Raw genomic sequence first — 24,905 nt, forward strand, 5'->3', positions numbered from 1 at the left:
TCCATCCCTTATAGAATGACTAGCGTTTGGGCATCTTCTACATTATCACCTTGTTTCACCAAAATGGATTTTACGACTCCATCACACGGTGATACCACTTCAATTTCCATTTTCATCGCTTCTAATACAATAAGTACGTCATCTTTTTTGACTTGTTGTCCTTCGCTAACAACGATTTTAAATACAGAACCTGGAAGACTTGATTTGACTTCCACACCATCGCTACTTGCGGCAGGTTGTGTTGGTTGTGTTGGTTGTGTTGGTTGTGTAGGCTGTGCAGGTTGTGTAGGCGCAGCTGCTGGTGTCGCAGGAGAAACGGATTTGACTTCAATATTCGCATCGAGTCCTTCACTGACTTGAACGTTATATTTTTGACCATTGACTACGACTGTATAATCACCATTTGATTTTGCCACTGTTACTTTCTCCTCTTTTTTTGTTCTGTCTATTTTTCTTACATTAACTTTTGCTTCTCCCTTGAGATAAGCAATCCCTTTTTCTTTACAAGAAGCCGCTATAAAGATATTTTCGTCATTGATAACAATGCCTTCTTTTTCCAAAATATTCTTCACGTAGGCCATTGATTTTGTTTCATCTTGATCTGCAATATCCACAGCATTTTCTGTTGTCGGCTCGAGTTTCAATTGCTCTTGTGCAAGTTGAATGACCTCAGCATCTGGTTCTGATGGAGTATGTCCAAAATACCCTAATACCATCTTGCCATAGCCCTCTGCAATCTTTTTCCATGGCCCAAACATGACATTGTTAAATGCTTGTTGGAAATAAAATTGAGAAACCGGTGTCACGCTGGTGCCATAACCCCCCTTTTCTACCACTTCTCGCATCGCTTTAATAACTTCTGGAAATTTGTGTAAGATATTGTTATCTCGCATCATTTGAGTATTGGCTGTCAATGCGCCTCCTGGCATCGGAGAAAACGGTATCAATGGAGAGACTTGTGTCGCTTCTGGAGGCATAAAATAATCTTTCAAACACTCTTTTAATGTCTCTTCATAACTGAGGATTTTTTCAAGTTCCAAGCCACCAAGATCATAATCCATCCCTTTTGTCGCATGCAACATAGTGAGGATATCTGGTTGACTCGTACCACCACTGACGGGACTTGCAGCCATATCGATACCATCAACTCCCGCTTCAAGAGCTGCTAAATAACATGCCACACTCACGCCGGCAGTTTCATGTGTATGCAAACGCACATGAGTGCCCTCAGGGAGAAGTTTTTTGGCCATTTTAATCGTTTCGTAGACTTTGTTAGGGCTTGAAGTACCGCTGGCATCTTTAAAACAGATGCTATCATAAGCAATGCCCGTATCTAGTATTTTTCGTAGTGTTTTTTCATAAAAAGCCACATCATGAGCCCCAACACATCCAGGAGGTAAATCCATCATTGTGACGACGGCTTCGTGCTTGAGTCCGTGATGAGTGATGCGCTCACCACTGTATTTTAAATTCTCAACATCATTCAGTGCATCAAAATTTCGAATCGTTGTCGTGCCATGCTTTTTGAACATTTTCGCATGCAAGTCAATCAAATCTCTGCTGCCGGTATCAAGCATTACGGTATTAACACCACGTGCTAGGGTTTGTAGATTCGCATCCGGCCCTGCGACAGAACGAAAGCGGTCCATCATCTCAAAGGCATTTTCATTGAGATAAAAAAAGAGACTTTGAAATCGCGCGCCTCCTCCAAATTCAAAATGAGTAATTCCTGCCTCTCTGGCAGCTGCAACTGCCGGCATGAAATCATCCATTAAAACTCGTCCACCAAAAACAGACTGAAATCCATCTCTGAATGTCGTGTCCATTATATCAATATATTTTTTTGCCATTTTGTCCTACTCTTTATCCATTTTGATTTTTGTGATGTTGTATCGCTGCGGTGATAGCCGCTACAAGTGCCAAGTCATTATCAGAAGATACGATCTGTGGCTTAATCGGTGCAGGTTGTGGAGTTGGGGAATTTGCCTTGTTCGGAAAAAACTTTGTGACAAGTTTATGTTCGATACGTAGCACTAAAATCATCAAGGCTAAAAATAGATAGACTGTTACCATCCCTAAAACCATAAATTTTAAACCGTCAATGATTATATTCTGGTCCATATAAGCACCTCCTGTTGTAGAGAATTATTTAAAAGTAAAGTATTCTAACATTTCTTTTATTAAACAAAACATATAAATTAGAGGAGTTTTAATAAAACTTAATAATATAAATACATTTTTATAATTAAAGGTTATTATAAGGAAACTATCGTGTACAACGCTCTACTAAATAAAAAATTGATTTATAATCTAAACCACTGTGCTCACTTAATCCAATCTCACAAGTTTTACTCGTAGAAAAAGCATAGGTGACATTTTTAGGAATTTCCTCTTTTAAGTGACGTAATGCCGATTGATTCAGTTCAGGAAAGGTAAACCCACGATCTCCTGCAAAACCACAGCAACTCACACTTTGAGGGATGATGACATTCGAACTGCACATTTTTGCAAGTGTTTCAAATTTCTTGGTTAAGCCACTCTTTCTTGTACTACAAGTCGTATGAATCACAATAGGATCAGACACTGCTTTAAATGTTAATCTTGGAGCTAAGAAATCGGTAATAAATTCAACCGTATCATAGATGTTTAAACCCTCTGGCTTATGCTGGTCTATGGTCTTACTACAAGGGCTCATATCGCATAAAATCGGATATTTTCCATTCTCACTGGCCTGACGCAATTGGGCTTCTAATTCATCATACTTATATTTTCCCTCTTCTGTGAAACCTTTAGAACTAAAAGGCATGCCACAGCATAGATTATCAATATTCTCAGGGATAATAATCTCATATCCGGCACGCTCCAACAAAAGAGCAACCACCTCACTGATGCTTTTCTCACCCTTTTGTGCATGAGAATTTGACATCGTTCTGTTGATACAAGAAGAGAAATAAACCACTTTATCGTCCGCATGGGTAATCGTTCTCTTGATGTTGAATTTTTCACCTTTTGGCAAACTCGCACTCCAAAGTGGCATTTTGTTACCGGTGAGTTTTCTAAAGCCTCCACTGATACTTCGCATGGCATCATCACCAATGATGGAGTTGACCACTTTAACCGCACTTAATGCAAAACGCCCCAATCCCAAAACCGTCCCATAATGATGTGCAATACTCCATGCAATTTTATGTTCTAGTGGACGAATCTGTTGGCTTCGTAGCTTTTTTGTAAGATTGCCCGTATCAATTCCAATCGGACAAGAAATAGAGCACAATTGACACGTCGCACACGTTTCAATGCCATCATATTGATACAACGCTTCAAACTCTTTCAATGCTGCGATTTGTCCGCTTTCTCGCAATTGTGTCATGTAACGATTGGCTACAATTCGCTCTCGAGGGGTCAATGTAATAAAATTAGACGGACATTTTGGCTCACAATATCCACATTCAATACACGTATCAATCAAATCGTCTGTTTTGGGCATGGCTTTAAAATTTTTCAAGTGGATGTTCTTGTCATCATTGAGAATCACACCGGGATTGATGAGTTTTTTAGGATCAAAAATCTCTTTTATGGCCTGCATCAATTGATACGCATCATCGCCCCACTCTAATGCCACAAAAGGAGCCATATTACGCCCCGTACCATGCTCGGCTTTGAGACTGCCTTGGTATTTTAGCGCCACCTGATCTGCCACTTCAGCCATAAAGGCTTCATACCGCTTAATCTCAGCTTCATTATCAAATGCTTGAGTAAAAACAAAATGGAGATTGCCCTCCAACGCATGTCCGAAAATAATCGCCTCATGATAGCCATATTTTTGAAACATTGCTTGAAGTTCAAGTGTGGCATCAGCTAGAGATTCAATCGGATAAGCCACATCTTCGATGATAACCGTCGTACCCGCTTCTCTCACCGCACCAACGGCAGGAAATAATCCCTTTCTAATACTCCAATAGAGTGTATATTCTTCAATGACATCGGTAAATTCTAGCGGACGCTCGGGTTCAATATGTTGTAATTTTTCTAAGATGATTTTTATATTTTGTTGCAAAATATCAGCATCAGGCGCTCGAGTCTCTACCAAAACCGCTGTTGCTTCATCTCCGAGTGTTTTAAGAAACGCTGGCATCCCTTTTTTATTTTCTACACTTCTCAATCCTGCGCGGTCCATAATCTCTGCTGCATTCACATGAGAGCGACACTCTGTCTTTAAGACAATAACCGCATCACAGGCATCTTTAATATTTTTGAAAATCATCAAGGCGCTGGCTTTATCTTTATATTCAGGCACCGTTTTGTATGTTATCTCTTCAATAAATCCCAATGTCCCCTCACTCCCTATCATGAGATGGGCAATAATATCGATGGGGTCTTCATAATCAACCAAAGCATTCAACGAATAACCGCAAGTATTTTTGATTTTAAACTTTCGCATAATTTTATCATGAAGCTCTTGGTTACTGCGTACTTTAGCATGCAAACTTTTGATGCCTTCAATCATCATGCCATGTGTCGCCATAAAGCTTTCACAACTCTTAGGGTCTGCTGTATCTAACCGGCTACCATCATGAAAGATAATCTTCATACTATGCAACGTTTTATATGAGTTATCAGCAACGCCACAGCACATACCGCTGGCATTATTAGCCGCAATTCCGCCAATCATCGCAGCACTAATACTCGCCGGATCGGGTCCGATTTTTTTACCATACGGCAACAAAAAGCTGTTAGCATCTGCACCGACCACAGAGGGTTGTAATGTTACCAAAGTATGATCATCACTAATCTTTTTACCACGCCAATCTCGTGATGTCACGACTAAAATGGAATCTGTAATTGCCTGTCCTGAGAGACTGGTACCTGCTGCTCTAAACACAATCGGCAAGGAGAGCTCAAAGGAGAGCTTCATAATAAGAGCCACCTCATCGGCATCATTTGCCCAAATTACGATCTTTGGAACCAGTTTATAAAAAGAAGCATCCGTTCCGTAAACCAGAGTATGAAGGGGGTCTGTAAATATTCTCGAAACAGGTATGTCCTGACGTAATTGTTTATAAAATTTTAGGTAAGATCCATCCAATGCTAACATCAATATTCCTTTTAAAAGACATAAACGTATTTTAGCACGTTAAAATGAAAAAGAGATGAGATAAAGTGGTCATGCCAAGTATCGTGACACTGGCATGACCGTCTGAAGTATTATTATTTAATAAAAGGTGAGATACCAAACCAACCTGGCTCGATAATCAATATCGCTAAAATCGCAATTTGAATCGCAATAAAAGGAATCACCCCTTTATAGATATCAACCGTACGAATCGAATCGGGTGCAACACCCCGCAGATAAAAAAGACTAAAACCAAATGGCGGCGTCAAAAAGGAAGTTTGTAAGTTCATCGCAATCAAAATCGCATACCAAACCGGATTGATTCCCAAATGCAAGGCAATCGGTACCAAAATAGGTACAATGATATAAGAGATTTCAACAAAATCAATGAAAAATCCCAAGAACATAATCGCGACCATTGAAGTAATCAAAAATCCCCATTCATTTCCCGGTAGATTTGTCATGATTTCTTCAACTATCGTATCCCCGCCTGAATAGGTAAAGACCATTGAAAATGCTGTCGCTCCGATCAAAATCGCAAAAACCATCGCCGTCACTTTTGCGGTCTCCAATGCAGCCTCTTTAATCATTGAAATAGAAAAAGTTCGATAAATAACCGCCAATAACGCCGCACCGACAGAGCCGACCGCTGCGGATTCAGTAGGTGTCGCAACACCAGCAAAGATTGACCCTAAAACTAAGACAACCAGAACAAGTGGAGGAATAATCGCTTTAAAAGCATTAAAGACTTGTCTTGATTTTGTTCCTCTTGCCCCTTCAATAATCACAGGAGGTGCTGTATCTTTTTTGACAATAGAGATAATCACGATATAGAGGATATAAACCGCAACCAAAGAAAGACCTGGCCAAATTGCAGCTTGAAACAAGTCTCCAACGGGCACTTGAAAAACATCACCCAAGATAATCAAAACGATTGAAGGGGGAATGATTTGTCCGAGTGTCCCTGAGGCGCAAATAACACCAGTAGCCAGTTTTTTGTCATAATTGTATTTGAGCATCACCGGCAAGGAGATAACCCCCATCGCAACAACACTCGCACCAACAACGCCCGTAGAAGCCGCAAGCAGTGCCCCCACCAAAACCGTACTGATGGCGACACCACCACGCACTTCTCCAAACAAAAAGCCCATCGACTCTAAAAGTCGCTCTGCTAGTTTTGTTTTTTGTAAGATAATCCCCATCAAAATAAACAGTGGTACGGCCATCAAAATCGTATTTTGCATGATGGCATAGATACGAAAAGGCATAAAACCAAACATATCAACCCCATAGCTCATAAAGCCTTCCCAAATCGGCCCTCCATCTTGGATCGCTTGAACCAGACCATAAGCCAAACCAAAAACCACCGAAACCGCTCCGAAAGTAAAAGCGACCGGAAATCCTATCAGCAGCATTACCAGTGCTGCAAAAAACATTATAATACCGACCATTATTGTTCTCCTACTTCGCTACTATCTTGTTCGTTGGCTTTTTTATATAAAAGTAAATTTTTGATAAAGTACCCAAAATCGAAAAAGATTAATAACCAAAATGAGGCGGGAATCAAGGCTTTGATAATCCAACGATGTGTTAATCCACCAGGGTCCATACTAATCTCATGAGAGGAATAAGACGCCATTACAAAATCTACGGAGTTAAAAGCAACCAAAAGGGCAATCGGTAAAACAAATACGATCGATCCCATCATGTTAATCATCGCTTTTTTCTTGATACTCCAGCGATCATACAACACATCAACCCGAACATGCGCTTCTTCCATCAAAGAGTATGACATCCCCAATAAGATGATGACTGAAAACTGGTGCCACTCCAATTCTTGTAACGCGATTGACCCGCTATTAAATACATATCGCATCACCACATCATAAAAAACATTTAATGTCATGGTAATCATAAAAATAAAGAGCACATAGCCCAAATATTTTGTCATGACACTATAAAACCTGTCAATTTTATGTAACATTTAATTCCTTGTTTGATTTTTAAATTTCATAGGATTTGATAACACTATTTATAAAATCCTATAAAGATTAGCCGCCCCAAAAGGCGGCTATATAGTCTATTCGAATGTAGATTTCAAATATAGATAATCTGAAATTTTTGTCCAAGCACGTGCTTTTTTCATATAAGCATCTTGGGAATCAATGATCTTAGCGAACATTGGGTCTTTGGCTTTGTATTTTGCTAACAATTCATCATTAGTTTTTCTCAAAGCGTCCATAACAGATTTTGGAAATGTTTTTACTTTGATATTTGGATATTCTGTTTTCATTTTAGCCCATGCTCTCGCACTCATGTCATAGTTTTCTATGTACATATCATACGCTGCAAGTTTCATAGCAACCGTGAGCATTTCTTGGTATTTTTTTGGTAATTTGTCAAATTTCTTTTTATTGACAAGAAATTGCAACTCAGTAGCTGGCTCATGCCATCCTGTATAGTAGTATGGAGCAATTTTATGAAATCCCATCTTGATATCCATGCCCGGTCCGACCCATTCCAATGCATCGATGGTGCCTCGCTCAAGTGATGTATACAATTCACCCGGAGCAATATTAACAACCGTACAACCAAGTGCGGACATAATTTCACCTGCGAAACCTGGAATTCTCATTTTGAGACCTTTTAAATCAGCAGGAGATTTGATCTCTTTTCTAAACCAACCACCCATTTGAGCGCCGGTATTTCCACCAGGAAATGAGTAAACGCCATGTTTTGCGTATACTTCTTGCATTAATTTCATACCACCACCGTGATAAAACCACGCGTATTGTTCTGGAGTTGTCATACCAAATGGCATCGTTGTAAGCGGTAGGGTATCAAGGTCTTTGCCTTTCCAATAATATGAAGCAGAATGTGCCATATCATACTGACCAAGCTTAACCATATCTAAAACGCCAAAAGGTGATTTGTGTTTGTTAGAAGCATCAATTCGGATAGTAAATTTACCTCCACTTAGCTCTTTTACAATTCTAGCCACTTCTGCGGGAGCATTGACAAATGGTTTCAGTGTCGGTCCCCATGTCATCGCGAGTTTCCAATGTACTACTTTATCAGCAGCGCTTGCGCTGACAGTTAACGCAGCCGCTAAGCCTAAAGTTCCAAGAACTTTTTTTATTCTCATGCTGTCTCCTTAAATATAATTTTTTGTAACCCTGCATCACTTGCAAATACACAAAAAGTCTATCCATGCGATATGACAAGTGTATGACATTTTATATTATGGGGACTTAATTGGAGATTTATTCCTAGATTGTTACTTATCGAAACTTTTTTTAAAAAGATAACCGACATCAACGACCGTATCTACACACTCAAATGGTATCTTTTTTCGGATTCTTCTCACCAAAGAGCGTATCGAATCAATGCTTGTAAACTTACCTTCCCATACAATCGCTTGAATGGTATCAAAGGAGACAACCTTACCTTGTTTGGAAATCAATAAATTCAAAAGAAGGCGCTCTTTTTTGGAAAGATGCTGCGATTTGCCATGATAAATCAATGCACTTTCCTTAAAGCTAAATTGACACTCTTCACCTATCATGATCGAATCATCATCAAGATGACACAATTTTTCGATTTTGATTTCCAACTCATCGATAAAAAAAGGTTTTTTAAGATAATCATTGCAACCGTATCGATAAGAATCTTTGATAATATCCAACTCCACAGAGGAGCTGATGATGATAATAGGAGTATGAGGATGATATTCTCGCACTTTTTTTAAAATCTCAATACCGTTCATAGAGGGCACATTGATATCTAAAACAAAGCAAAGATATCCCTCATCAATATGGTCGTATGCTTGAATACCATCTGTAAAACTAGAGACCTCAAATCCCTTGACTTCAAGTCGTTTCGTAATCGTATCGTTTAGTCTTTTATTATCTTCAAGTAGCATTATGCGCATGCCATTTCCTTTTAGGTTTCTTTTCGTGGAACAATAATCGTAAATATAGCTTTATTTGTATAATTATAGGCATAAATTTTACCATTCATCTTATCTTCTACGATGACTTTCGCCATATAAAGTCCCAATCCCGTCCCTTTTTGTTCGGTACTAAAATAGGGGTCAAATATAAGATTCATGATTTTTTTAGGTATCGCACCGCCATCGTCACTGATTTTAATCTTCACATAATCACTCTTTGCGACGATGTCGATTTGGATATTTTTACCCACTTTTTTATGGATGATTTTATTTTTGGCGTTGTTAATGATATTGAGCAACACTTGTTTAAATTCATTTTCATATCCATAAATCGTCACCTGATCGTCTTGGCAAGAAACTTTGAGATTGATGTGGGCATAAAATATCTGTCTGCCGACGATTTCTAAGACTTCATCCAAAGCTTTTCGAGCACAAAATGTTACTTTTTGGGTGGAAGGTTTTAAAAAATTCCTGAAATCCTTCATCGTAGCGGACATATACTGTATCTGAATCATCGACTCTTTGACCAAACTTTTCATTTTGTCTTTATCCATCTCATCTTGCAAGTACGAAAATTCCATATCTTGTAAAATAGCGGAGAGCTCGACTAACGGTTCATTCCATTGATGGGCAATAGCAGCAATCATCTCTCCCATTTCTGCGAGTTTGCTTTGTTGGATGATAAATTGCTTTTGTTGATCTCGCTGCGTAATATCATCCATAATACTGACAATTCCCCCGAGTGTTCCATCGATATTTTCATACGCGGTTTTTGTATAAGACATCGTTTTTGAACTTTCATCTGGGAAATGCAGAGTTCTCTCAAAATTATCCGTACCTTTGTTGGCTAAGAGTTCTTTATCTTTTTTAGTCTGTTCAATAGCCCACTCTTCATCAAAAAAGTCAAATACATTTTTACCGACTATCTCCTCTTTTTGTTTACCAAAAAGATCGGCAAATGCCTTATTGCATCCAAGATAATTGCCATCTAAATCCTTATAATTGATGGGATTTGGAATCGTATCCATCATGACACTAATAAATTGCAATTGATTTTTGAGCGCTATTTCGATTTTTTTTCTTCGTGCCATATTGACCGCTAATAAAATCAATATGGAAATAATAATCACAAAAATTGAGATGGTAATCCAGACGATGTATTTGTACTTTTCATAAAAAGAAAACGGTTTATGCAGTGCCGTGTAATGCGTAATATTTGAGGGAATCTTCAAATGAAATTTTTCGAGTTCATTATAATCAAACATATACTTATTGGGACTTTGGACGAGTATGGGAATGTCTCTTGGTTTTGCACCTTCTAGGATTTGCACTACCATCTTTGTCGCTGCTTTTGCCTGTGCGGTGGCACTGGTCAACAAGCCTCCCACAATCCCTTTACCAAGATAAAAGTCCCACAATCCAAAAATCGGCACTTTCGTGATACGCTTCACTTGGTTAAGACTCTGCTGATAGGTGAAATATTTTCCCGTCTTATCTTTAAATAATAAAACCCATAAAATCACGGTATCATGAGAGAGCCCACTGATTTTTTTCTTGAGATTATCGATGGAAATATCATCGATATACTCAAAAGCAACTCGGTTTTTATAGAGTGGTAACACATGAAGGATATCGCGGCGCATCGCAAATCCTGTTTTAGAACGGTCATTAATAATCACAATTTTTTTGATTTTTGGATTGAGATCAAGAATCAAATCAATATTTTTTTTAATATCAACATTCTCAGCCACTCCCGTAGCATAGAAGCGCATATTGTTTTCATACAGCATCGATTCATCAAAATTATTAATCCCTAGAAAAACAACAGGTAAATGAGGAAATAAATGATCATGATAATGCGTCACGAAATCGAGCGCATTGTTATCAGCGGCGATAATAATATCAAAATGCCGTCCTTTAAACTGCTCTTCATACAGATGATACAATTTCTCAAAATATTGCATATTATTGACTTTCTTCGTATCCATATAAACTGTCGTCAAAGAGTAGTGTCGGTCATCTCCAAATTTATTTTCAATCACTTTAGAGATATCATCACTCCATTTATAACCTCGGTGATACGATTGAATCAATAAAATATCTTTGACTTGTGCCTGAGCAAAAAGTTTCAATGACACCAAGATAAAACACCATAAGAATATTTGAGATGCGCGCATCCATCCTCCTATAAAACAATGAGAATATTATAGCGTATTGACTCTGCCACCAAAATGGTTATAGTGTTTCACTATAGTAACTATCAGGTAGGATATACTATAATATTTTAAAAAAATAAAGGTTAAAAATGATAAAAATATTGGTAAAAATTGTTGGATTAGTGACACTAGCAACGTTTCTTTTTGTCGGATGTAATGATGAGAAGACAACCGTCACTACCGTCAAAAAATCACAAAATCAGCCTGAAGTGGTACCTCAAAAAACGGGTGCGATTAAAACGCACTAGAGAATGTTGAACCGTGCCTAATGTCAAAAAGCTTATGAGAACTAGATAATAAAAAAAGCTTTTGGTTCTTTCAATATCGCAGAGTGTTCTGCTATGGCTTCATCGCGCATATTATAGCGTTCATTAAAGATGGGTTTGTCATACAAGACCTCATCATTTTTCATTTCAAACACCATCGTTTCATAGACAGTTTTGTCACGATCATCATCAAACCACGAGTGGCGAACATTCATGCTGATGGTAGAGATTAAAAATTCTCTACCATCTACTTTTAATATATTTTTTAATTCCAATTCCCTCAAAGCATTCTCCTTTTAAAAGAAAAGTTTATTTATCATCACGATCATGACCGCAGCAGGGGCAATATATCGGATGGAAAAATACCAGAGATTAAACAATCGATCACTCATATATTTTGACATCGTCGCATGAACTTTATCACGCTCAATAACAAAACCGACAAAGATTGCAATAATCATACCACCTAGAGGTAATAATATGGCGGCACTGACAAAATCCATCAAATCAAACGCACCTTTTCCAAAATAAGTGAAATGCGCACCATACGCTTTGGTATTAGACAATACCGCCATCGTACCTAAGATATAGACAATCACAGCGATAATAATCAAAGCTTTAGACCGTGCCATTTTAAATCGGTTGATGAAAAATAAAGCGGTTGGTTCTACAATAGAAACAGCCGATGTAATCCCTGCAAATGCCAATGCTACAAAAAACAATAATGAAATCACATTACCCATCACGCCCATATGATGAAACAATGCCGGCAAAGAAATAAAGACAAGTCCCGGTCCTTGGGATGGTTTTTCTCCAAAGTGAAAAACAAAAGTAAAGATGATGATACCCGCAACCAATGCAATGAGTGTATCAATAAAAGCAACATAAAAAGATGATTTGACAATATTTTCACCTTTTGGCAATGAGGTCGCATACGTCATGATGGTTCCCATACCAAGAGAAAGGGTAAAAAATGCATGTCCCACGGCTTGAAGCAAAGAGCTTTGTGTGAGTTTATCCCACTCAGGATAGAATAAAAAGGTCAAAGACTTCTCAAATCCGGTATACGTCATCGAGTAGAAAAATAAAAATATCAAAATAAGAATCAACAGTGGCATCAAGATAAGATTCACACGTTCAATTCCTCGTTTGACCCCGCGTGCGACAATCCACATAGTCAAAAAGAATGCAATATTAAAAAATGCAAATTGCCCTTCCCAATCTCCTGAAACCATAGCTCCAAAGAGCTTTCCTGCCGCACCTACACTGATTGGCAATGTTGAAAATGAGAGTATAATGTATTTAAAAATCCAACCGATAACAATTGTATAAAATGAGAGTATTAAAACCCCGGTAAAGACCATAAATCCAGCATATTTCCAGATATGTCCATTGCGTGCAGCCAATGTTTCAAAAGCTGTGACGCCGTCTTCTCGTGTTGTTCTTCCCATGTAAACTTCTGCAATAAAGATAGAAAGTCCTATCAAAACCACGGTCAAAAGGTATATCAACACAAACGCGCCTCCACCATTTTGTCCTGCCATATATGGGAATTTCCATATGTTACCCAATCCCACAGCACTTCCTGCTGCAGCTAAAATAAATCCAACCCTACTAAATCTAGCTTTTTCCAACTGAAACTCCTCCCCAATATATAAAGCTTTGATTTTAGCTAAAATAGATAAAATCTCGATTAAAAAATCGACCATTACTTTCAATTAATCAAATAATATAAAAAATTTATATTTTATGTCAGTAACCTAGATGATTTTGCAAAAAAGAGGCTCTTTGTTGCCACTCTTTTGCTTTTGAGGTATTTTATCATCTTTTTACGCTCACGATGTTACCGTTTTTGTATCTTTTTTCATTTTAAATCACATCAATCCATTAAGACTTGTGCTTTATATAAAATTTAGCTATACTTTCTTCACAAAAGATAATTCAAGTTTATATCTTTGGTCTGCTTTATATTGATGACATCTTGTTCACAGTTAAATCCACCTAAAATAAAACTTTATATTAGATTTTAGACCACCACATTTTTTGTGGTGTATTCAACACAAAGGGAAAAAAATGGCAACATTAGTTAATGGAACAGTAAAATGGTTCAACAGTGAAAAAGGTTTTGGTTTTATCGAACGAGAAGATGGCGGCAAAGATGTATTTGTACACTTTAGACAAGTAAATAATCCAAACGGATACGGTAGAGTATCACTTGATGAAGGTCAAAAAGTAACTTTTGAAATTGGTGAAGGTGAAAAAGGCCCACAAGCAGAAAACGTTACTGCTGTATAATATTACAATTGAGTAGTCTTCGGACTGCTCAACCTCCTATAATCTCAATTTTTCTCCACACATCGTATCATATTTTCACACACATCTTAATATAAAATTTTAAAATCAAATTTTGCATAAAAAATGTACCCTTTATTAATAAAATGTATCTAAACTTTGGCTATAATATTTATAAGCACTTATAAAGCTATACAAAATATAACATATTAGGAGAGATCATGGAACATCATAAAAGCTTGTGCGATATTATAATTTTTGGAGGACACGGTGATTTGTCGTTTAGAAAACTACTACCGGCACTTTATCACCTTTATAAAGAAGCTTATTTATCCCCCGATAGCAGAATTGTCGTCATATCAAGACGCGACATGACACAGGCGAAGCATGTAGAGCTGCTGCGCTCAAAAATGAAAGAATTCTTGCGAGATGGCGAGTATGATGAGGAAATTTTTAGTGAATTTATCAAACGCATCGTCTTGTGTAACATTGACTTTGATAATGAAAAAAGTTTTGAACATCTCAAAAAAACGCTGGACAAAGAAGAAAAACGCGATCGTATTTACTATTTATCCACCTCTTCAGATTTTTTTGGCTCCATTTGTAAATCTTTAAGTGCCTTCAAATTAATCAAAAGCAACAGTCGTGTTGTCCTAGAAAAACCAATAGGACGCGACCTAGAATCCTCTCAATCCATCAATAAAGAAGTGCTGAAATATTTCAAAGAGAATCAAGTCTATCGTATTGACCACTATCTCGGTAAAGATACCGTGCAAAATATCTTGGCGCTACGATTTTCAAACCGATTTTTTATGCCGTTGTGGGATGCTAATAATATCGACCATGTTCAAATCACCGTCTCAGAGAGCGTCGGAGTAGAAGGTCGATGGGGATATTATGATGATTATGGTGCGCTTCGAGATATGATACAAAATCACCTCTTACAACTTCTGTGTTTGATTGCGATGGAGCCACCGTGTTCTTTGGCCTCAGATAGTATTCGAGATGAGAAAGTCAAAGTATTACATTCCCTTCGTAACATGACACCAGAAGATATCAGACAGCGAACCGTACGGGCACAATACAAAAGTGGCTCTATCAACGGAGAACCCGTAGTCGGCTATCTTGATGCTGAGGGAGCGGATAAAAATAGCAATACCGAAACCTTTGCCGCACTGCGCGTGGATATCGACAATTGGCGCTGGATTGGTGTGCCGTTTTATCTTAGAAGTGGCAAGCGTATGAGTAAGAAAAATTCTGAGATTGTGATTCAATTCAAAAAAATCCCCTACTCTATTTTTCCTAATAATGGCAATTGCATCACCGAAAATAAGCTAGTCATCACCCTGCAACCTAAAGAGAGTATTAGTCTGAAATTGATGAATAAAATACCGGAGATTACGGAACAAATGCGTCTGCAGCAAGTTGATTTAGAATTGAATGCTCCCAAAACCAATGTCGGAACAGCGGAGGCGTATCAACGTTTGATTTTGGATGTCATTCATGCCAATCCAACACTTTTTATGCGCTTAGATGAAGTCGAAGCCGCATGGAGATGGACGGATATTATTTTGGAAGGTTGGGCACAAAATTTTACAACGATGAAAACCTACAGCGCTGGTACAGACGGTCCGAGCGCTTCCATACAACTCATCGCACAAGATGCTAGAAGCTGGTATGATGAGTAATATTATCCATAAATACGACAATCAAGCGATGCTCCGAGAAGATTTGAGCTTAGATATTGCCACCAATCTCTCTGAAGCTATCAATCAAAAGGGAAAAGCGACCTTGATGGTCTCTGGGGGAAACACACCCAAAGCACTTTTTGAGAGTTTGAGCAACATCAACATTCCATGGGGACGTGTCAGCATTGGATTGTGTGATGAACGGTGGGTGAATCCAACGGATGATGCTAGCAACGAAAAGCTCGTCAAAACTCATCTACTTCAGCATAAAGCATCCAAAGCAAATTTTATAGGGATGTATCAAGATATGCCCATTGCTGAAGCCACTGACATATGTTCCCAAAAAGTCAAAACCCATTTGATGCCTTTTGATGTCATCATTTTGGGAATGGGAGATGATGGTCATACCGCATCTTTGTTTCCCCACAATAAAAAACTGGAATTTGCCTACACGCAAGAGCTAGAAAATCCCTGCATTGCTATCGAGCCGACAACTGCTCCTCATATGAGGATGAGTCTCACCAAAGCGGCTATTTTGAGTGCCCGACACATTTATCTGCATTTTGAAGGCAAAGAAAAAACAGCCATATTTCACAAAGCTTTAGAACATCATGATGAATTTGCAATGCCGATTCGAATCATCTTGAATCCAAACACTAAAGATATAAAGGTCTATTATCATGAATAAAACAATACAACAGGTTACTGACAATATTATAAAACGCTCTCAACCATATCGAACACTATACTTAGAGCGCATCCAAGAAGCAAAACGCCATGGCGTTATCAGAAAAAAACTCAGCTGTAGTAATCTCGCACATGCAATGGCAGCGATGAGCACGGATGAGAAATCTTCGATGTCCAATATGCAATCCCCCAATATCGCCATCGTCACTGCCTACAATGACATGCTTTCCGCTCACGAACCACTGCAAACTTATCCAGATATTATCAAAAAAGCACTTCACGAAAAAGGCGCAACCGCACAAGTCGCCAGTGGCGTTCCAGCGATGTGTGATGGGGTCACGCAATCACAACCGGGGATGGAGTTGAGCCTCTTTAGCCGAGATGTCATCGCCCAAGCCACAGCGATTGCGCTCTCGCACAATGCCTATGATGGGGCACTGTATCTTGGTGTTTGTGACAAGATTGTACCGGGTATGTTTATCGCAGCGATGACTTTCGGACATCTTCCGGCCACTTTTATCCCCGCAGGTCCGATGACTTCGGGAATCAGTAATGCCGAAAAAGCAAAAATCAGACAAGAATATGCCATCGGAAAAGTCACGCAAAAAGAGTTACTCAAGGCAGAATCAGCCTCGTATCATGATTGTGGTACGTGTACTTTTTATGGTACGGCTAATTCCAACCAAATGCTAATGGAAATGTTAGGATTACACCTACCTAATAGCTCCTTTATCAATGCAGACACGCCATTGAGAGAAGCACTCACGCGATATGGAGCTCAAAATATCCTCAATATGACGCAACTCACAGACAATTACAAACCCATCGCCGATATCATCGATGAGCGCAGTTTTGTCAATGCGATTGTCGGACTCATGGCCACAGGAGGATCAACCAATCATACGATTCACCTCATTGCGATGGCACGTTCAGCGGGTATTATCCTCAATTGGGACGATTTTGAAGCCATCTCAAAAGTAGTACCGCTTTTATGTAAAATGTATCCCAATGGCAGCGCTGATGTCAATGCGTTTCGAGAGGCAGGTGGTATGGCGACTGTCATCCATCAACTCTTATCGGCTGATTTATTACACGAAGATGTCACAACCATCATCGGAAAAGGATTGCGCCAATATGTGGTCGAACCACGACTTGAAGATGATACGGTCATCTTTGATGCGGGTTCTACGACATCAAGAAATCCTGATGTTATCTCCTCCATCGCCACCGCATTTAATCAAGAAGGTGGCTTGAAACTCATCAAAAGCAAAATCGGGCGCAGCATCATAAAAACCTCTGCATTAAAAGAGGAAAATCTACTCGTAGAAGCCAAAGCAGTAGTATTTGAATCACAAGATGCATTGCAAGCGGCCTTCAAAGCCGGTGAACTGAATAAAGATTTTGTCGCAATTGTCAAATACCAAGGGCCAAAAGCCAATGGAATGCCCGAACTCCACGGACTCATGCCACCGCTTGGAATTTTGCAAGATCGTGGTTTCAAAGTCGCCATCATCACAGATGGACGGATGTCTGGAGCAAGTGGTAAAGTACCAGCCGCCTTGCACATGACACCAGAAGCTCTTGCTGGGGGAAATCTTGATAAAATAAGAACCGGAGATAAGATACGATTTGATGTCAAAAAAGGTGAGATTTTAATACTTGTTAATGAAGAGGAATTTGACGCACGCGTGTATGAATCTCCACATTTAGAGAAAAATCATCACGGCTTTGGACGCGAATTATTTGCGGCAACTAGAGACAATGTGCACCAAGCAGAAGAAGGTGCGGGTATCTTTAACTTAATTGGTGAGGAAAAAGGATGACAACAAAAGAGATCATGGAAATTTCACCCATCGTTCCAGTCATTGCATTGGACGATGTGCAAAATGCTGTGCCTTTGGCTTTAGCTTTACTGGAAGCTGGAATTCACATTATGGAAGTCACACTGAGGACAGAAGATGGACTCAAAGCCATTGAAAAAATTGCCAAAATCGTCCCTCAAATGCAAGTAGGTGCCGGTACTGTTGTGAATAAAAAAGATTTCAGATATGCTATTGATGCGGGAGCATCGTTTGTCTTTTCTCCCGGAATTAACCAAGAATTGATGGATTATTCTATTAAAAAAGGGGTTACTTTTATTCCAGGTGTCGCAACCGCAAGTGACATCATGATGGCGCAAAACAATGGTTTTTATTATTGTAAACTCTTCCCAGCAACCACAGTCGGAGGGGTGAGTGCACTAAAATCATTTGCCGGTCCCTTTCCAAAGATGAAATTTTGCCCAACAGGGGGCATTAATCTTAAAAATGTCAAGGATTTTTTACAGCTTGATAATGTTCTGTGTGCCGGAGGAAGTTGGCTGGTTCCAAAATCTGCGATTCAAAACAAAGATTTCAACTTGATCACCCAACTCTCAAAAGAAGCACTAAACGCAATCACATAAGATTTTAGATACTATTGGTTATGAAATCACTCATCGCAATAGTCTGTATCTTATTAATTTTTTCTGGATGTGTTACAAAACAGCCGATATTACTTTATAATCATGATATCGGCCAACTCGCCCAAGCAGTTCGTCCGCAACACATTACCACGGAATATTTTAAGACACACTTTTATAAGCCTTGGCATGTTCAAGCAATAGCGCAACCCAGACAAAAGGCAGCTTGGGCCAATGAACATTTTAATCAAAAAGAGAAGTATTATGGAGAGAATCTTCGTCCCCTAAGCACAAAAGAGATCCACACCATCATCAACACGACACATTTTGATGCTTATAATCAAGAAGGGCAAAGTGCCATCACCATCAAAAATGAACAGATGCGAGAACTTCCAACTCACAAACCGTTTTTTACCTCACCTAAAAAAGCAGGGGAAGGATATCCTTTTGATTATTTGCAAAATTCTAGGATTCATATCAACACCCCACTTTTCATCTCGCACTATTCTACTGATGGAGCGTGGGCCTTTGTCAAAAGTCCTTTTTCTTTAGGGTGGATTCCTACCTCAAGCATCGTCTTACTGAATGCAAAGCAACAAAAAGACTTTGAACATGCTCCTAAAATCATCATTACCAAAGACAATACCCCACTTTATACCAAAAATCAAAGATATGTCAGAAGCGTTAAACTCGGAGCTATTTTTCCTTATCAGGGAGAGGATACTCTTTTTTATTACTCTTATGTTTTTATCAATACATGGCAAGATTACGGCAAAAAAATCGCGGTGCGTATTCTCAAAGATGATGCTAATTTTTTTCCGATTCCATTTAATCATGAGACTGCTTTACAAATCGCTCAATCGCTCATTGGTGAAAAATACGGCTGGGGTGGTTATCTTGGAAATCGCGATTGTTCGGCCATGACAAAAGATTTCTTTGCCCCTTTTGGTATCTGGCTACCTCGAAATTCAGCAGCCCAAAAACATGCCGGGAAGTATCTTTCATTAGAAGGGTTATCTCCTAAAGAAAAAGAGGAGCGTATCATTAAAGAAGGGATTCCATTTCAAAGTCTTATCTATCTTAGAGGGCATATCATGTTGTATGTAGGTACCATCAACCATGTCGCTATGGTCTTGCACAATATTTGGGGATTAAAAACCAATATCAATGGCAAAGAGGGGCGAGATATTATCGGTAAAACCGTCATATCGAGCCTCTACCTTGGCAAAAATCATGACAATATCAATCAGAAAACTTTATTGATTGAGCGCGTTGAGGGCATGGTCATACACCCTTTTATCCAACCTTAAATCAATGCTTTGGAATGTTTTTGCAACCAATTTAATGAGATAAAAAAGACTAAAGAGATACCAATGAGTACCATGGAGAGTATCAAGGCTAAATGATACTCTCCATCAAATACCGCATTATAAATTGCCAAAGAAATGGTATCTGTTTTCCCAATAATATTACCACCCAACATTAAAGTAATCCCCACTTCACCTAATGCTCTTGCACATGCAATCAGCAGTGCGGCGAAGAAACTTTTCTTGATAGTGGGGAGGATGATTAAAATCAAGGTCAGCAGAGCACTTTTACCACAAATATAAGCAGCCTCCTTAATCTCTTTTGGAAATTGTTCTATGGCACTTTGCAATGGCTTTACCATCAATGGCAAACCTGAGACAAAACCCGCTACGACCAAAGCAGGGAAACTGAAGATAAAATGAATATCAAAAGAAGCTAGCACGTGCCCCAACCAGCCCTCTCGTCCTAAAAGCAACAACAATAAAAACCCTATCGCAATAGGAGGAAAAATCAACGGCAGTGTCACTATCATATCCAACAACCATCGAAATTTTAAATTTCTATTTGAGAGTATATAGGCAAGAGGGACACCAATACAGACAAATAATATGGCACTAACTCCCACCGTTTTGGCACTTAAGAATAAAGGATGCCACACTTGCGACGAAAGAATCATCAAAGACCGTATTTTCTAAAAACTGCTTTGGATTCAGGTGTTTGCAAATAGCTCAGAAAATCACGGCACGCTTTAGATTTGCGCCCTTTTAAAACACCCGCTACAATCTCTATCTTTGTATAATCTTTCTGATTGACGATAATGTACCCACCTATTTTATGCTGAAATGCTAGCGCTGCTGTGAGATTGACAATCCCAACATCCACTTCACTTCTTGCGACATAACTCATCACTTGTGGTACGGTAGCGACAACAAAAAGCTTCTCTTTTATAGATTTATATTGTTGCGTGTGGTCTAAAAACTCTTGCCCTGCAATACCATAAATCGCTTTTTTCGGTTGTGGCATGGCAATTTTTTTGATATGTGAGTTGGCCAAATGATAGGGGTTTTTAAGTGTGACTTGTTTGGAGTACGCTAAGACCACTTTCCCTACTCCCACCAAAAGATACTCTTGAAATTTGAGCCGACTCTTTTTTTCTAAAAATTTTTTATCACCAATCAAGAGTGCAATATCACTTTCTCTAGCCTGATTGGAAATCTGTCCCATATTACCAAAAATTGCATCAACACGATGGCCTGCACGTTTATAATTATTGATGATTTCCATCATTGGTTTTTTATAGCCTGCTCCTGCTGCTATCATGAGATCTTGTGCTAATAATGCACTCCATCCCAAGATAAGTATGAGAATTATTTGTTTATACATACTGCCCCTTTTTTATTTTTAACTCAATGTTGGCATAAACGCTTTGGTACTCACGCGCACGATTTGCCCACGTTTTAGATTTTGCGCCTCAAGTGAGCTGATGACAATCTCAACAATCTGCTGACCAATAGCGATAATCGCCACATAAATCACATCAACTTTTTGGATATCCAAAATCTCCCCTTCAAAAGAGAATTTTTGACTCCCGCTGGTCTTTAATAAAACATCTTTAGGAGAGCCATCATCGGTAATCTTTCCCTGATTGAGCACAATAACGCGCTTGGCAAGTCGGTAGATTTCACTCGGGTCATGACTCACCATAATCGTCGTGGTATGAAACTCCTTGTGTAACATCAAAATCTCATTTTGCAACTTTTCGCGCATCTGCACATCAAGCGCAGAGAGAGGCTCATCAAGCAAGAGCAGTTTGGGCCGATTCATGAGTGCACGACACAAACTCACGCGCTGTTTTTGCCCTCCACTTAAAAAGGCAGGAAAACGCTCTTGCAATTCACTAAGTTCGGTGATTTCAAGTAACTTTTCTGCCAATTTTTCATCATTGTTGACAAACAGTAAATTCTCCTTCACACTCATATTAGGAAAGAGTGCAAAATCTTGAAATACAAAACCAATCTCTCGCTTTTGAGGCGGTAAAAACGTCTTTTGATTTTGCCAAACATGACCACCAATATCAATGAGACTCTGCGATTTTTCCAAGCCTGCCAAAATACGCAAAAAGGTAGTCTTACCGCTACCGCTTTTACCGCTTAGCGCTACAAAATCACCCTCTTGAATCTGAAGATTGACCAAAAGCTCCATCGCACCACTGCTTCCAAAAAGTTCCTTTTTGATCTCTAAATGTATCATTTTAAAGCCTATTAAATTTTGTATTTTGTTTGCCATTGAAGATATAAACTCCAAGCAAGACCAAAAAGCTAATCGTTATCATGATGGCACTGTAAACATGAGCAGATTTATAATCCATAATCTCCACCATCTCGTAAATAGCGACAGAGGCGACTTTTGTCTCATTGGGGATGGAACCTCCCACCATCAAAACCACACCAAACTCACCCACGGTATGCGCAAAGGTCACAATCAAGGCAGTCAAGAGTGAGGGTTTGATATTGGGCAATGCGACGCGCAAAAGGGTTACCAACTTATTTTTACCACTGATATAAGAGGCTTCAAGCATATTTTTATTGATACTCTCAAATCCACTCTGTAGTGGTTGTACCATAAATGGCAGAGAATAGATACAACTAGCAATCACCAATCCGGTAAAATTAAAAACCAATTTTATACCAAAATACTCATCAAAAAATGCACCAATTGGCGAGTTTTGTGAGAGGGCATACAAGATATAAAATCCCAACACCGAAGGCGGCAACACAATCGGAAGTGCCGTGATGGCTTCTAATACTGGTTTTATTTTTGATTTACTTTGTGAGAGATACCAAGAGAGTGGCAAACTCACAAGAAACAGTATCAAGGTCACTACACTTGCGAGTTTAAAGGAGAGAATAAAGGGATCAAAATCGATGGTTTTAAATAGTTCAAACATTTATAACACCCTCTTAATATACAAATCACTCGCTTTGAAAAAAAGATTGACCGAATCGCCGACATTCAAATCCATCCTTTGCGAACTCTTACGTGAGACAATACTTTCAAAAATGGCATCAGACGTGGCTAATTTAACACTACTGAGCAAGATACCATTATCAATCTCAATGATTTTTGCAGAGAGTTGATTGCTAAAACTGATATCGCCATAAAATTCTTTTCCTATTGCAACATGGGTCGGCTTGACACTGAGTTCCACCTCACTGCCTAGTTTCACCCCTTCTGCCAATTCTAGACCAAGCATCACCAAGGTTTGATCGCCAAAAGCGAACGTTACGATATTGAGGTTCTCATGATTTTCAATCTTGATGACCTCCGCTTTGAGTGGATTCACGGAACGATGTATCCAAAATCATTGAAGATTTTTTTGGCTCTTTTGCTTAAAATAAAGCTATAAAATGCCGCCACTTCTTGATTTTTTTCACCTTTTTTCAAAATCACGATGCCTTGATTGATAGGGGTATAAAGTTTTGGACTCACATCACTCCAATTGATTCCTTTTTTATATTGAGCCATTTTAGGACTAAACAACGAGGATTTTGCGATAAAACCAACATCAGCCGCACTCAGCGCATAAGTGACCGTTTGAGAGATGGACTCTGCATAAACCAGTTTATCTTTGACTTTATCATAGACACCACCATTTTTCATCGCTTGTATGGCAGCTTTGCCATAAGGGGCTGTTTTTGGATTGGCCACCGCAATTTTGGAAATATTTTTTCCCTCAACTAAGGTGATACCTTGATTGAAATCTTGTTTTTTAACACTCAAATAGGCCAGTGAGCCTTGCGCATAGATAAGAGGCCTCGTGATGGCATCGCCACTTTTATAAAGAGCTTCAGGGTATTTCATATTCGCGGCCATAAAGAGTCCATAGGGAGCACCATTTTTGATTTGTGCGGTTAATTTACCACTACTACTGAGTGTGACATGAACATTAATATCGGGATAGAGTTTGTGAAATTCGCTTTTGAGTGTATCCATCGCATAACTCACATTGGCCGCCACGGCAATATTAATCGTGCCAGCAAAGAGTGAGGCACTCATCAACACACTCGCTATTACCATTTTTTTAAACATTTTTTCTCCTTATTTTCCTATCATAATTTCACTTGATTTGATTAGAGCTACAACCTGTGAGCCCACCTTTAATCCCAATCTTTTAACCGAACCAGTCGTAATCACCGAAGTGATACTATCGCCACCGACATCAATCACTACTTCACTGTTGGTATTGTTTTGTGTGATTTGTGTGATGATACCACTAATACGATTTCTCGCACTGATAGTGATATTTTCATCTGTTGAGAGCATGATGCTTGAAGATTTAAAAATCGCTACGACTTCATCACCCTCTTGTACCATGAGAGATTCGATGCCTGAGTTGGTAATATTGGCAAAGAGTTCATGACCACTTTTGGGCACCACGATCACATTGGCATTGACATCTCCGGTGACGATTTTATCCACAACGCCTCTGATCTGATTTCGTGCACTAATTTGCATGGAGATCCTTTTTATAGTTTTTATATCTTTGGTATCAAAATCTGCTAAGGTCGATAAATAAGAGAGAAACTTTTCTTCTTCTCGTTTTAAGATTTCGTAATTTTTTAGGAGTGTTTTACCATAATCTGTCAGTCGTGTCCCCCCACCTCCAGCGCCACCGGTCTCTTTTTCCACGATGGGCGATGGCGAGAGATTGTTCATCGTATCGATGGCTTCCCAAGCCGATTTATAGCTCATCGGAACCTTTTTAGAGGCTTTGAGCATGGAGCCCTCTTGATCGATTGCTTTGAGCAATTTGATTCTTTTTTCGATTAATAGCGGTTGGTTGTCTTCGCTGAGTGTCAATGTAGATGTGAATTGCATTGTTTACCTTAGTATATAACGAAATATTCTAGGAATCTTATCGTTATATACCTTAAGCTACAATG

Annotated in this window: 24 protein-coding genes; 7 read left to right on the forward strand and 17 right to left on the reverse strand. The window is 39.0% G+C overall.

The genetic code is table 11. The features are described from left to right. Nucleotides 1-8 precede the first annotated feature (8 nt). The 8 genes from SFB89_RS07650 to SFB89_RS07685 form a co-directional block, all read right to left on the reverse strand. Entirely contained in the window at nt 9-1,850 is a 1,842-nt protein-coding gene (locus SFB89_RS07650) for a biotin/lipoyl-containing protein (protein ID WP_331774093.1), read from the reverse strand. Nucleotides 1,851-1,863: 13 nt separating this feature from the next. Then, the gene (locus SFB89_RS07655; RefSeq protein WP_331774094.1) at nt 1,864-2,121 is read right to left on the reverse strand and encodes an OadG family protein; all 258 of its coding nucleotides are present in this window, start codon (nt 2,119-2,121) and stop codon (nt 1,864-1,866) included. 145 nt (nt 2,122-2,266) lie between these two features. Beyond that, nucleotides 2,267-5,095, reverse strand: coding sequence for an FAD-binding and (Fe-S)-binding domain-containing protein (locus SFB89_RS07660; protein ID WP_331774095.1), 2,829 nt, complete (start codon nt 5,093-5,095; stop codon nt 2,267-2,269). A gap of 113 nt (nt 5,096-5,208) precedes the next feature. Further along, the gene (locus SFB89_RS07665; protein WP_331774096.1) at nt 5,209-6,564 is read right to left on the reverse strand and encodes a TRAP transporter large permease; all 1,356 of its coding nucleotides are present in this window, start codon (nt 6,562-6,564) and stop codon (nt 5,209-5,211) included. After that, the gene (locus SFB89_RS07670; protein WP_331774097.1) at nt 6,564-7,097 is read right to left on the reverse strand and encodes a TRAP transporter small permease subunit; all 534 of its coding nucleotides are present in this window, start codon (nt 7,095-7,097) and stop codon (nt 6,564-6,566) included. The genes SFB89_RS07665 and SFB89_RS07670 overlap by 1 nt, the downstream gene beginning before the upstream one ends. A 96-nt stretch (nt 7,098-7,193) precedes the next feature. Next, nucleotides 7,194-8,258, reverse strand: a complete 1,065-nt coding sequence (locus SFB89_RS07675) for a TRAP transporter substrate-binding protein (protein WP_331774098.1) — start codon at nt 8,256-8,258, stop codon at nt 7,194-7,196. Nucleotides 8,259-8,390: 132 nt separating this feature from the next. Continuing rightward, nucleotides 8,391-9,044: a response regulator transcription factor gene (locus SFB89_RS07680; RefSeq protein WP_331774099.1), complete on the reverse strand. Its 654-nt coding sequence runs from the start codon at nt 9,042-9,044 to the stop codon at nt 8,391-8,393. A gap of 11 nt (nt 9,045-9,055) precedes the next feature. Beyond that, nucleotides 9,056-11,242: a sensor histidine kinase gene (locus tag SFB89_RS07685; RefSeq protein WP_331774100.1), complete on the reverse strand. Its 2,187-nt coding sequence runs from the start codon at nt 11,240-11,242 to the stop codon at nt 9,056-9,058. 128 nt (nt 11,243-11,370) lie between these two features. Here SFB89_RS07685 and SFB89_RS07690 point away from each other — a divergent pair, with 128 nt between their 5' ends. Beyond that, nucleotides 11,371-11,529 carry a hypothetical protein gene (locus SFB89_RS07690; protein WP_331774101.1) on the forward strand — a complete coding sequence of 53 codons (159 nt, stop codon included), beginning with the start codon at nt 11,371-11,373 and terminating at the stop codon, nt 11,527-11,529. Between the two features lie 41 nt (nt 11,530-11,570). On the opposite strand, the gene SFB89_RS07695 is transcribed toward SFB89_RS07690, so the two are convergent. Together SFB89_RS07695 and SFB89_RS07700 are read right to left on the reverse strand one after the other, a co-directional pair. Then, nucleotides 11,571-11,831, reverse strand: coding sequence for a hypothetical protein (locus SFB89_RS07695; RefSeq protein WP_331774102.1), 261 nt, complete (start codon nt 11,829-11,831; stop codon nt 11,571-11,573). 12 nt (nt 11,832-11,843) lie between these two features. Further along, complete coding sequence (locus SFB89_RS07700) at nt 11,844-13,181, reverse strand: sodium-dependent transporter (RefSeq protein WP_331774103.1); 1,338 nt, start codon at nt 13,179-13,181, stop codon at nt 11,844-11,846. Between the two features lie 439 nt (nt 13,182-13,620). On the opposite strand from SFB89_RS07700, the gene SFB89_RS07705 reads away from it, so the two are divergent. The 6 genes from SFB89_RS07705 to SFB89_RS07730 all read left to right on the forward strand — a co-directional run bounded on the left by SFB89_RS07705 (nt 13,621) and on the right by SFB89_RS07730 (nt 19,964). Next, nucleotides 13,621-13,842, forward strand: coding sequence for a cold-shock protein (locus tag SFB89_RS07705; protein WP_331774104.1), 222 nt, complete (start codon nt 13,621-13,623; stop codon nt 13,840-13,842). 218 nt (nt 13,843-14,060) lie between these two features. Next, nucleotides 14,061-15,527, forward strand: a complete 1,467-nt coding sequence (gene zwf, locus SFB89_RS07710) for a glucose-6-phosphate dehydrogenase (protein ID WP_331774105.1) — start codon at nt 14,061-14,063, stop codon at nt 15,525-15,527. Continuing rightward, a complete protein-coding gene (gene pgl, locus SFB89_RS07715) occupies nt 15,520-16,215 on the forward strand; it encodes a 6-phosphogluconolactonase (protein WP_331774106.1) in 696 nt (231 codons plus the stop codon). Before zwf ends, pgl begins: the two co-directional genes overlap by 8 nt. After that, nucleotides 16,205-18,037: a phosphogluconate dehydratase gene (edd, locus tag SFB89_RS07720; protein ID WP_331776072.1), complete on the forward strand. Its 1,833-nt coding sequence runs from the start codon at nt 16,205-16,207 to the stop codon at nt 18,035-18,037. The genes pgl and edd overlap by 11 nt, the downstream gene beginning before the upstream one ends. Next, nucleotides 18,034-18,657 (forward strand): bifunctional 4-hydroxy-2-oxoglutarate aldolase/2-dehydro-3-deoxy-phosphogluconate aldolase, encoded by a 624-nt coding sequence (gene eda, locus SFB89_RS07725; protein WP_331774107.1) that lies wholly within the window; start codon nt 18,034-18,036, stop codon nt 18,655-18,657. The genes edd and eda overlap by 4 nt, the downstream gene beginning before the upstream one ends. Nucleotides 18,658-18,677: 20 nt before the next feature. Next, complete coding sequence (locus SFB89_RS07730; protein WP_331774108.1) at nt 18,678-19,964, forward strand: SH3 domain-containing protein; 1,287 nt, start codon at nt 18,678-18,680, stop codon at nt 19,962-19,964. On the opposite strand, the gene modB (SFB89_RS07735) is transcribed toward SFB89_RS07730, so the two are convergent. From modB (SFB89_RS07735) to SFB89_RS07765, 7 genes are read right to left on the reverse strand one after another with little or no spacing between them, the layout of a single operon-like run. Beyond that, on the reverse strand, nt 19,961-20,638 hold the full coding sequence (gene modB / locus SFB89_RS07735; protein WP_331774109.1) for a molybdate ABC transporter permease subunit: 678 nt from the start codon (nt 20,636-20,638) through the stop codon (nt 19,961-19,963). The genes SFB89_RS07730 and modB (SFB89_RS07735) overlap by 4 nt on opposite strands. After that, a complete protein-coding gene (modA, locus tag SFB89_RS07740) occupies nt 20,638-21,345 on the reverse strand; it encodes a molybdate ABC transporter substrate-binding protein (protein WP_331774110.1) in 708 nt (235 codons plus the stop codon). Before modA (SFB89_RS07740) ends, modB (SFB89_RS07735) begins: the two co-directional genes overlap by 1 nt. An 18-nt stretch (nt 21,346-21,363) precedes the next feature. Next, on the reverse strand, nt 21,364-22,212 hold the full coding sequence (locus SFB89_RS07745; protein ID WP_331774111.1) for an ABC transporter ATP-binding protein: 849 nt from the start codon (nt 22,210-22,212) through the stop codon (nt 21,364-21,366). A gap of 1 nt (nt 22,213) precedes the next feature. Next, on the reverse strand, nt 22,214-22,909 hold the full coding sequence (modB, locus tag SFB89_RS07750) for a molybdate ABC transporter permease subunit (protein ID WP_331774112.1): 696 nt from the start codon (nt 22,907-22,909) through the stop codon (nt 22,214-22,216). Beyond that, nucleotides 22,910-23,305, reverse strand: a complete 396-nt coding sequence (locus SFB89_RS07755) for a TOBE domain-containing protein (RefSeq protein ID WP_331774113.1) — start codon at nt 23,303-23,305, stop codon at nt 22,910-22,912. It abuts the gene before it with no gap. Next, entirely contained in the window at nt 23,302-24,051 is a 750-nt protein-coding gene (gene modA / locus SFB89_RS07760) for a molybdate ABC transporter substrate-binding protein (protein ID WP_331774114.1), read from the reverse strand. The genes SFB89_RS07755 and modA (SFB89_RS07760) overlap by 4 nt, the downstream gene beginning before the upstream one ends. A gap of 9 nt (nt 24,052-24,060) precedes the next feature. Beyond that, nucleotides 24,061-24,840 (reverse strand): TOBE domain-containing protein, encoded by a 780-nt coding sequence (locus SFB89_RS07765; protein WP_331774115.1) that lies wholly within the window; start codon nt 24,838-24,840, stop codon nt 24,061-24,063. Between the last annotated feature and the right edge of the window lie 65 nt (nt 24,841-24,905).

Source organism: Sulfurospirillum sp. 1612, assembly GCF_036556685.1.
GTDB lineage: Bacteria > Campylobacterota > Campylobacteria > Campylobacterales > Sulfurospirillaceae > JAADIZ01.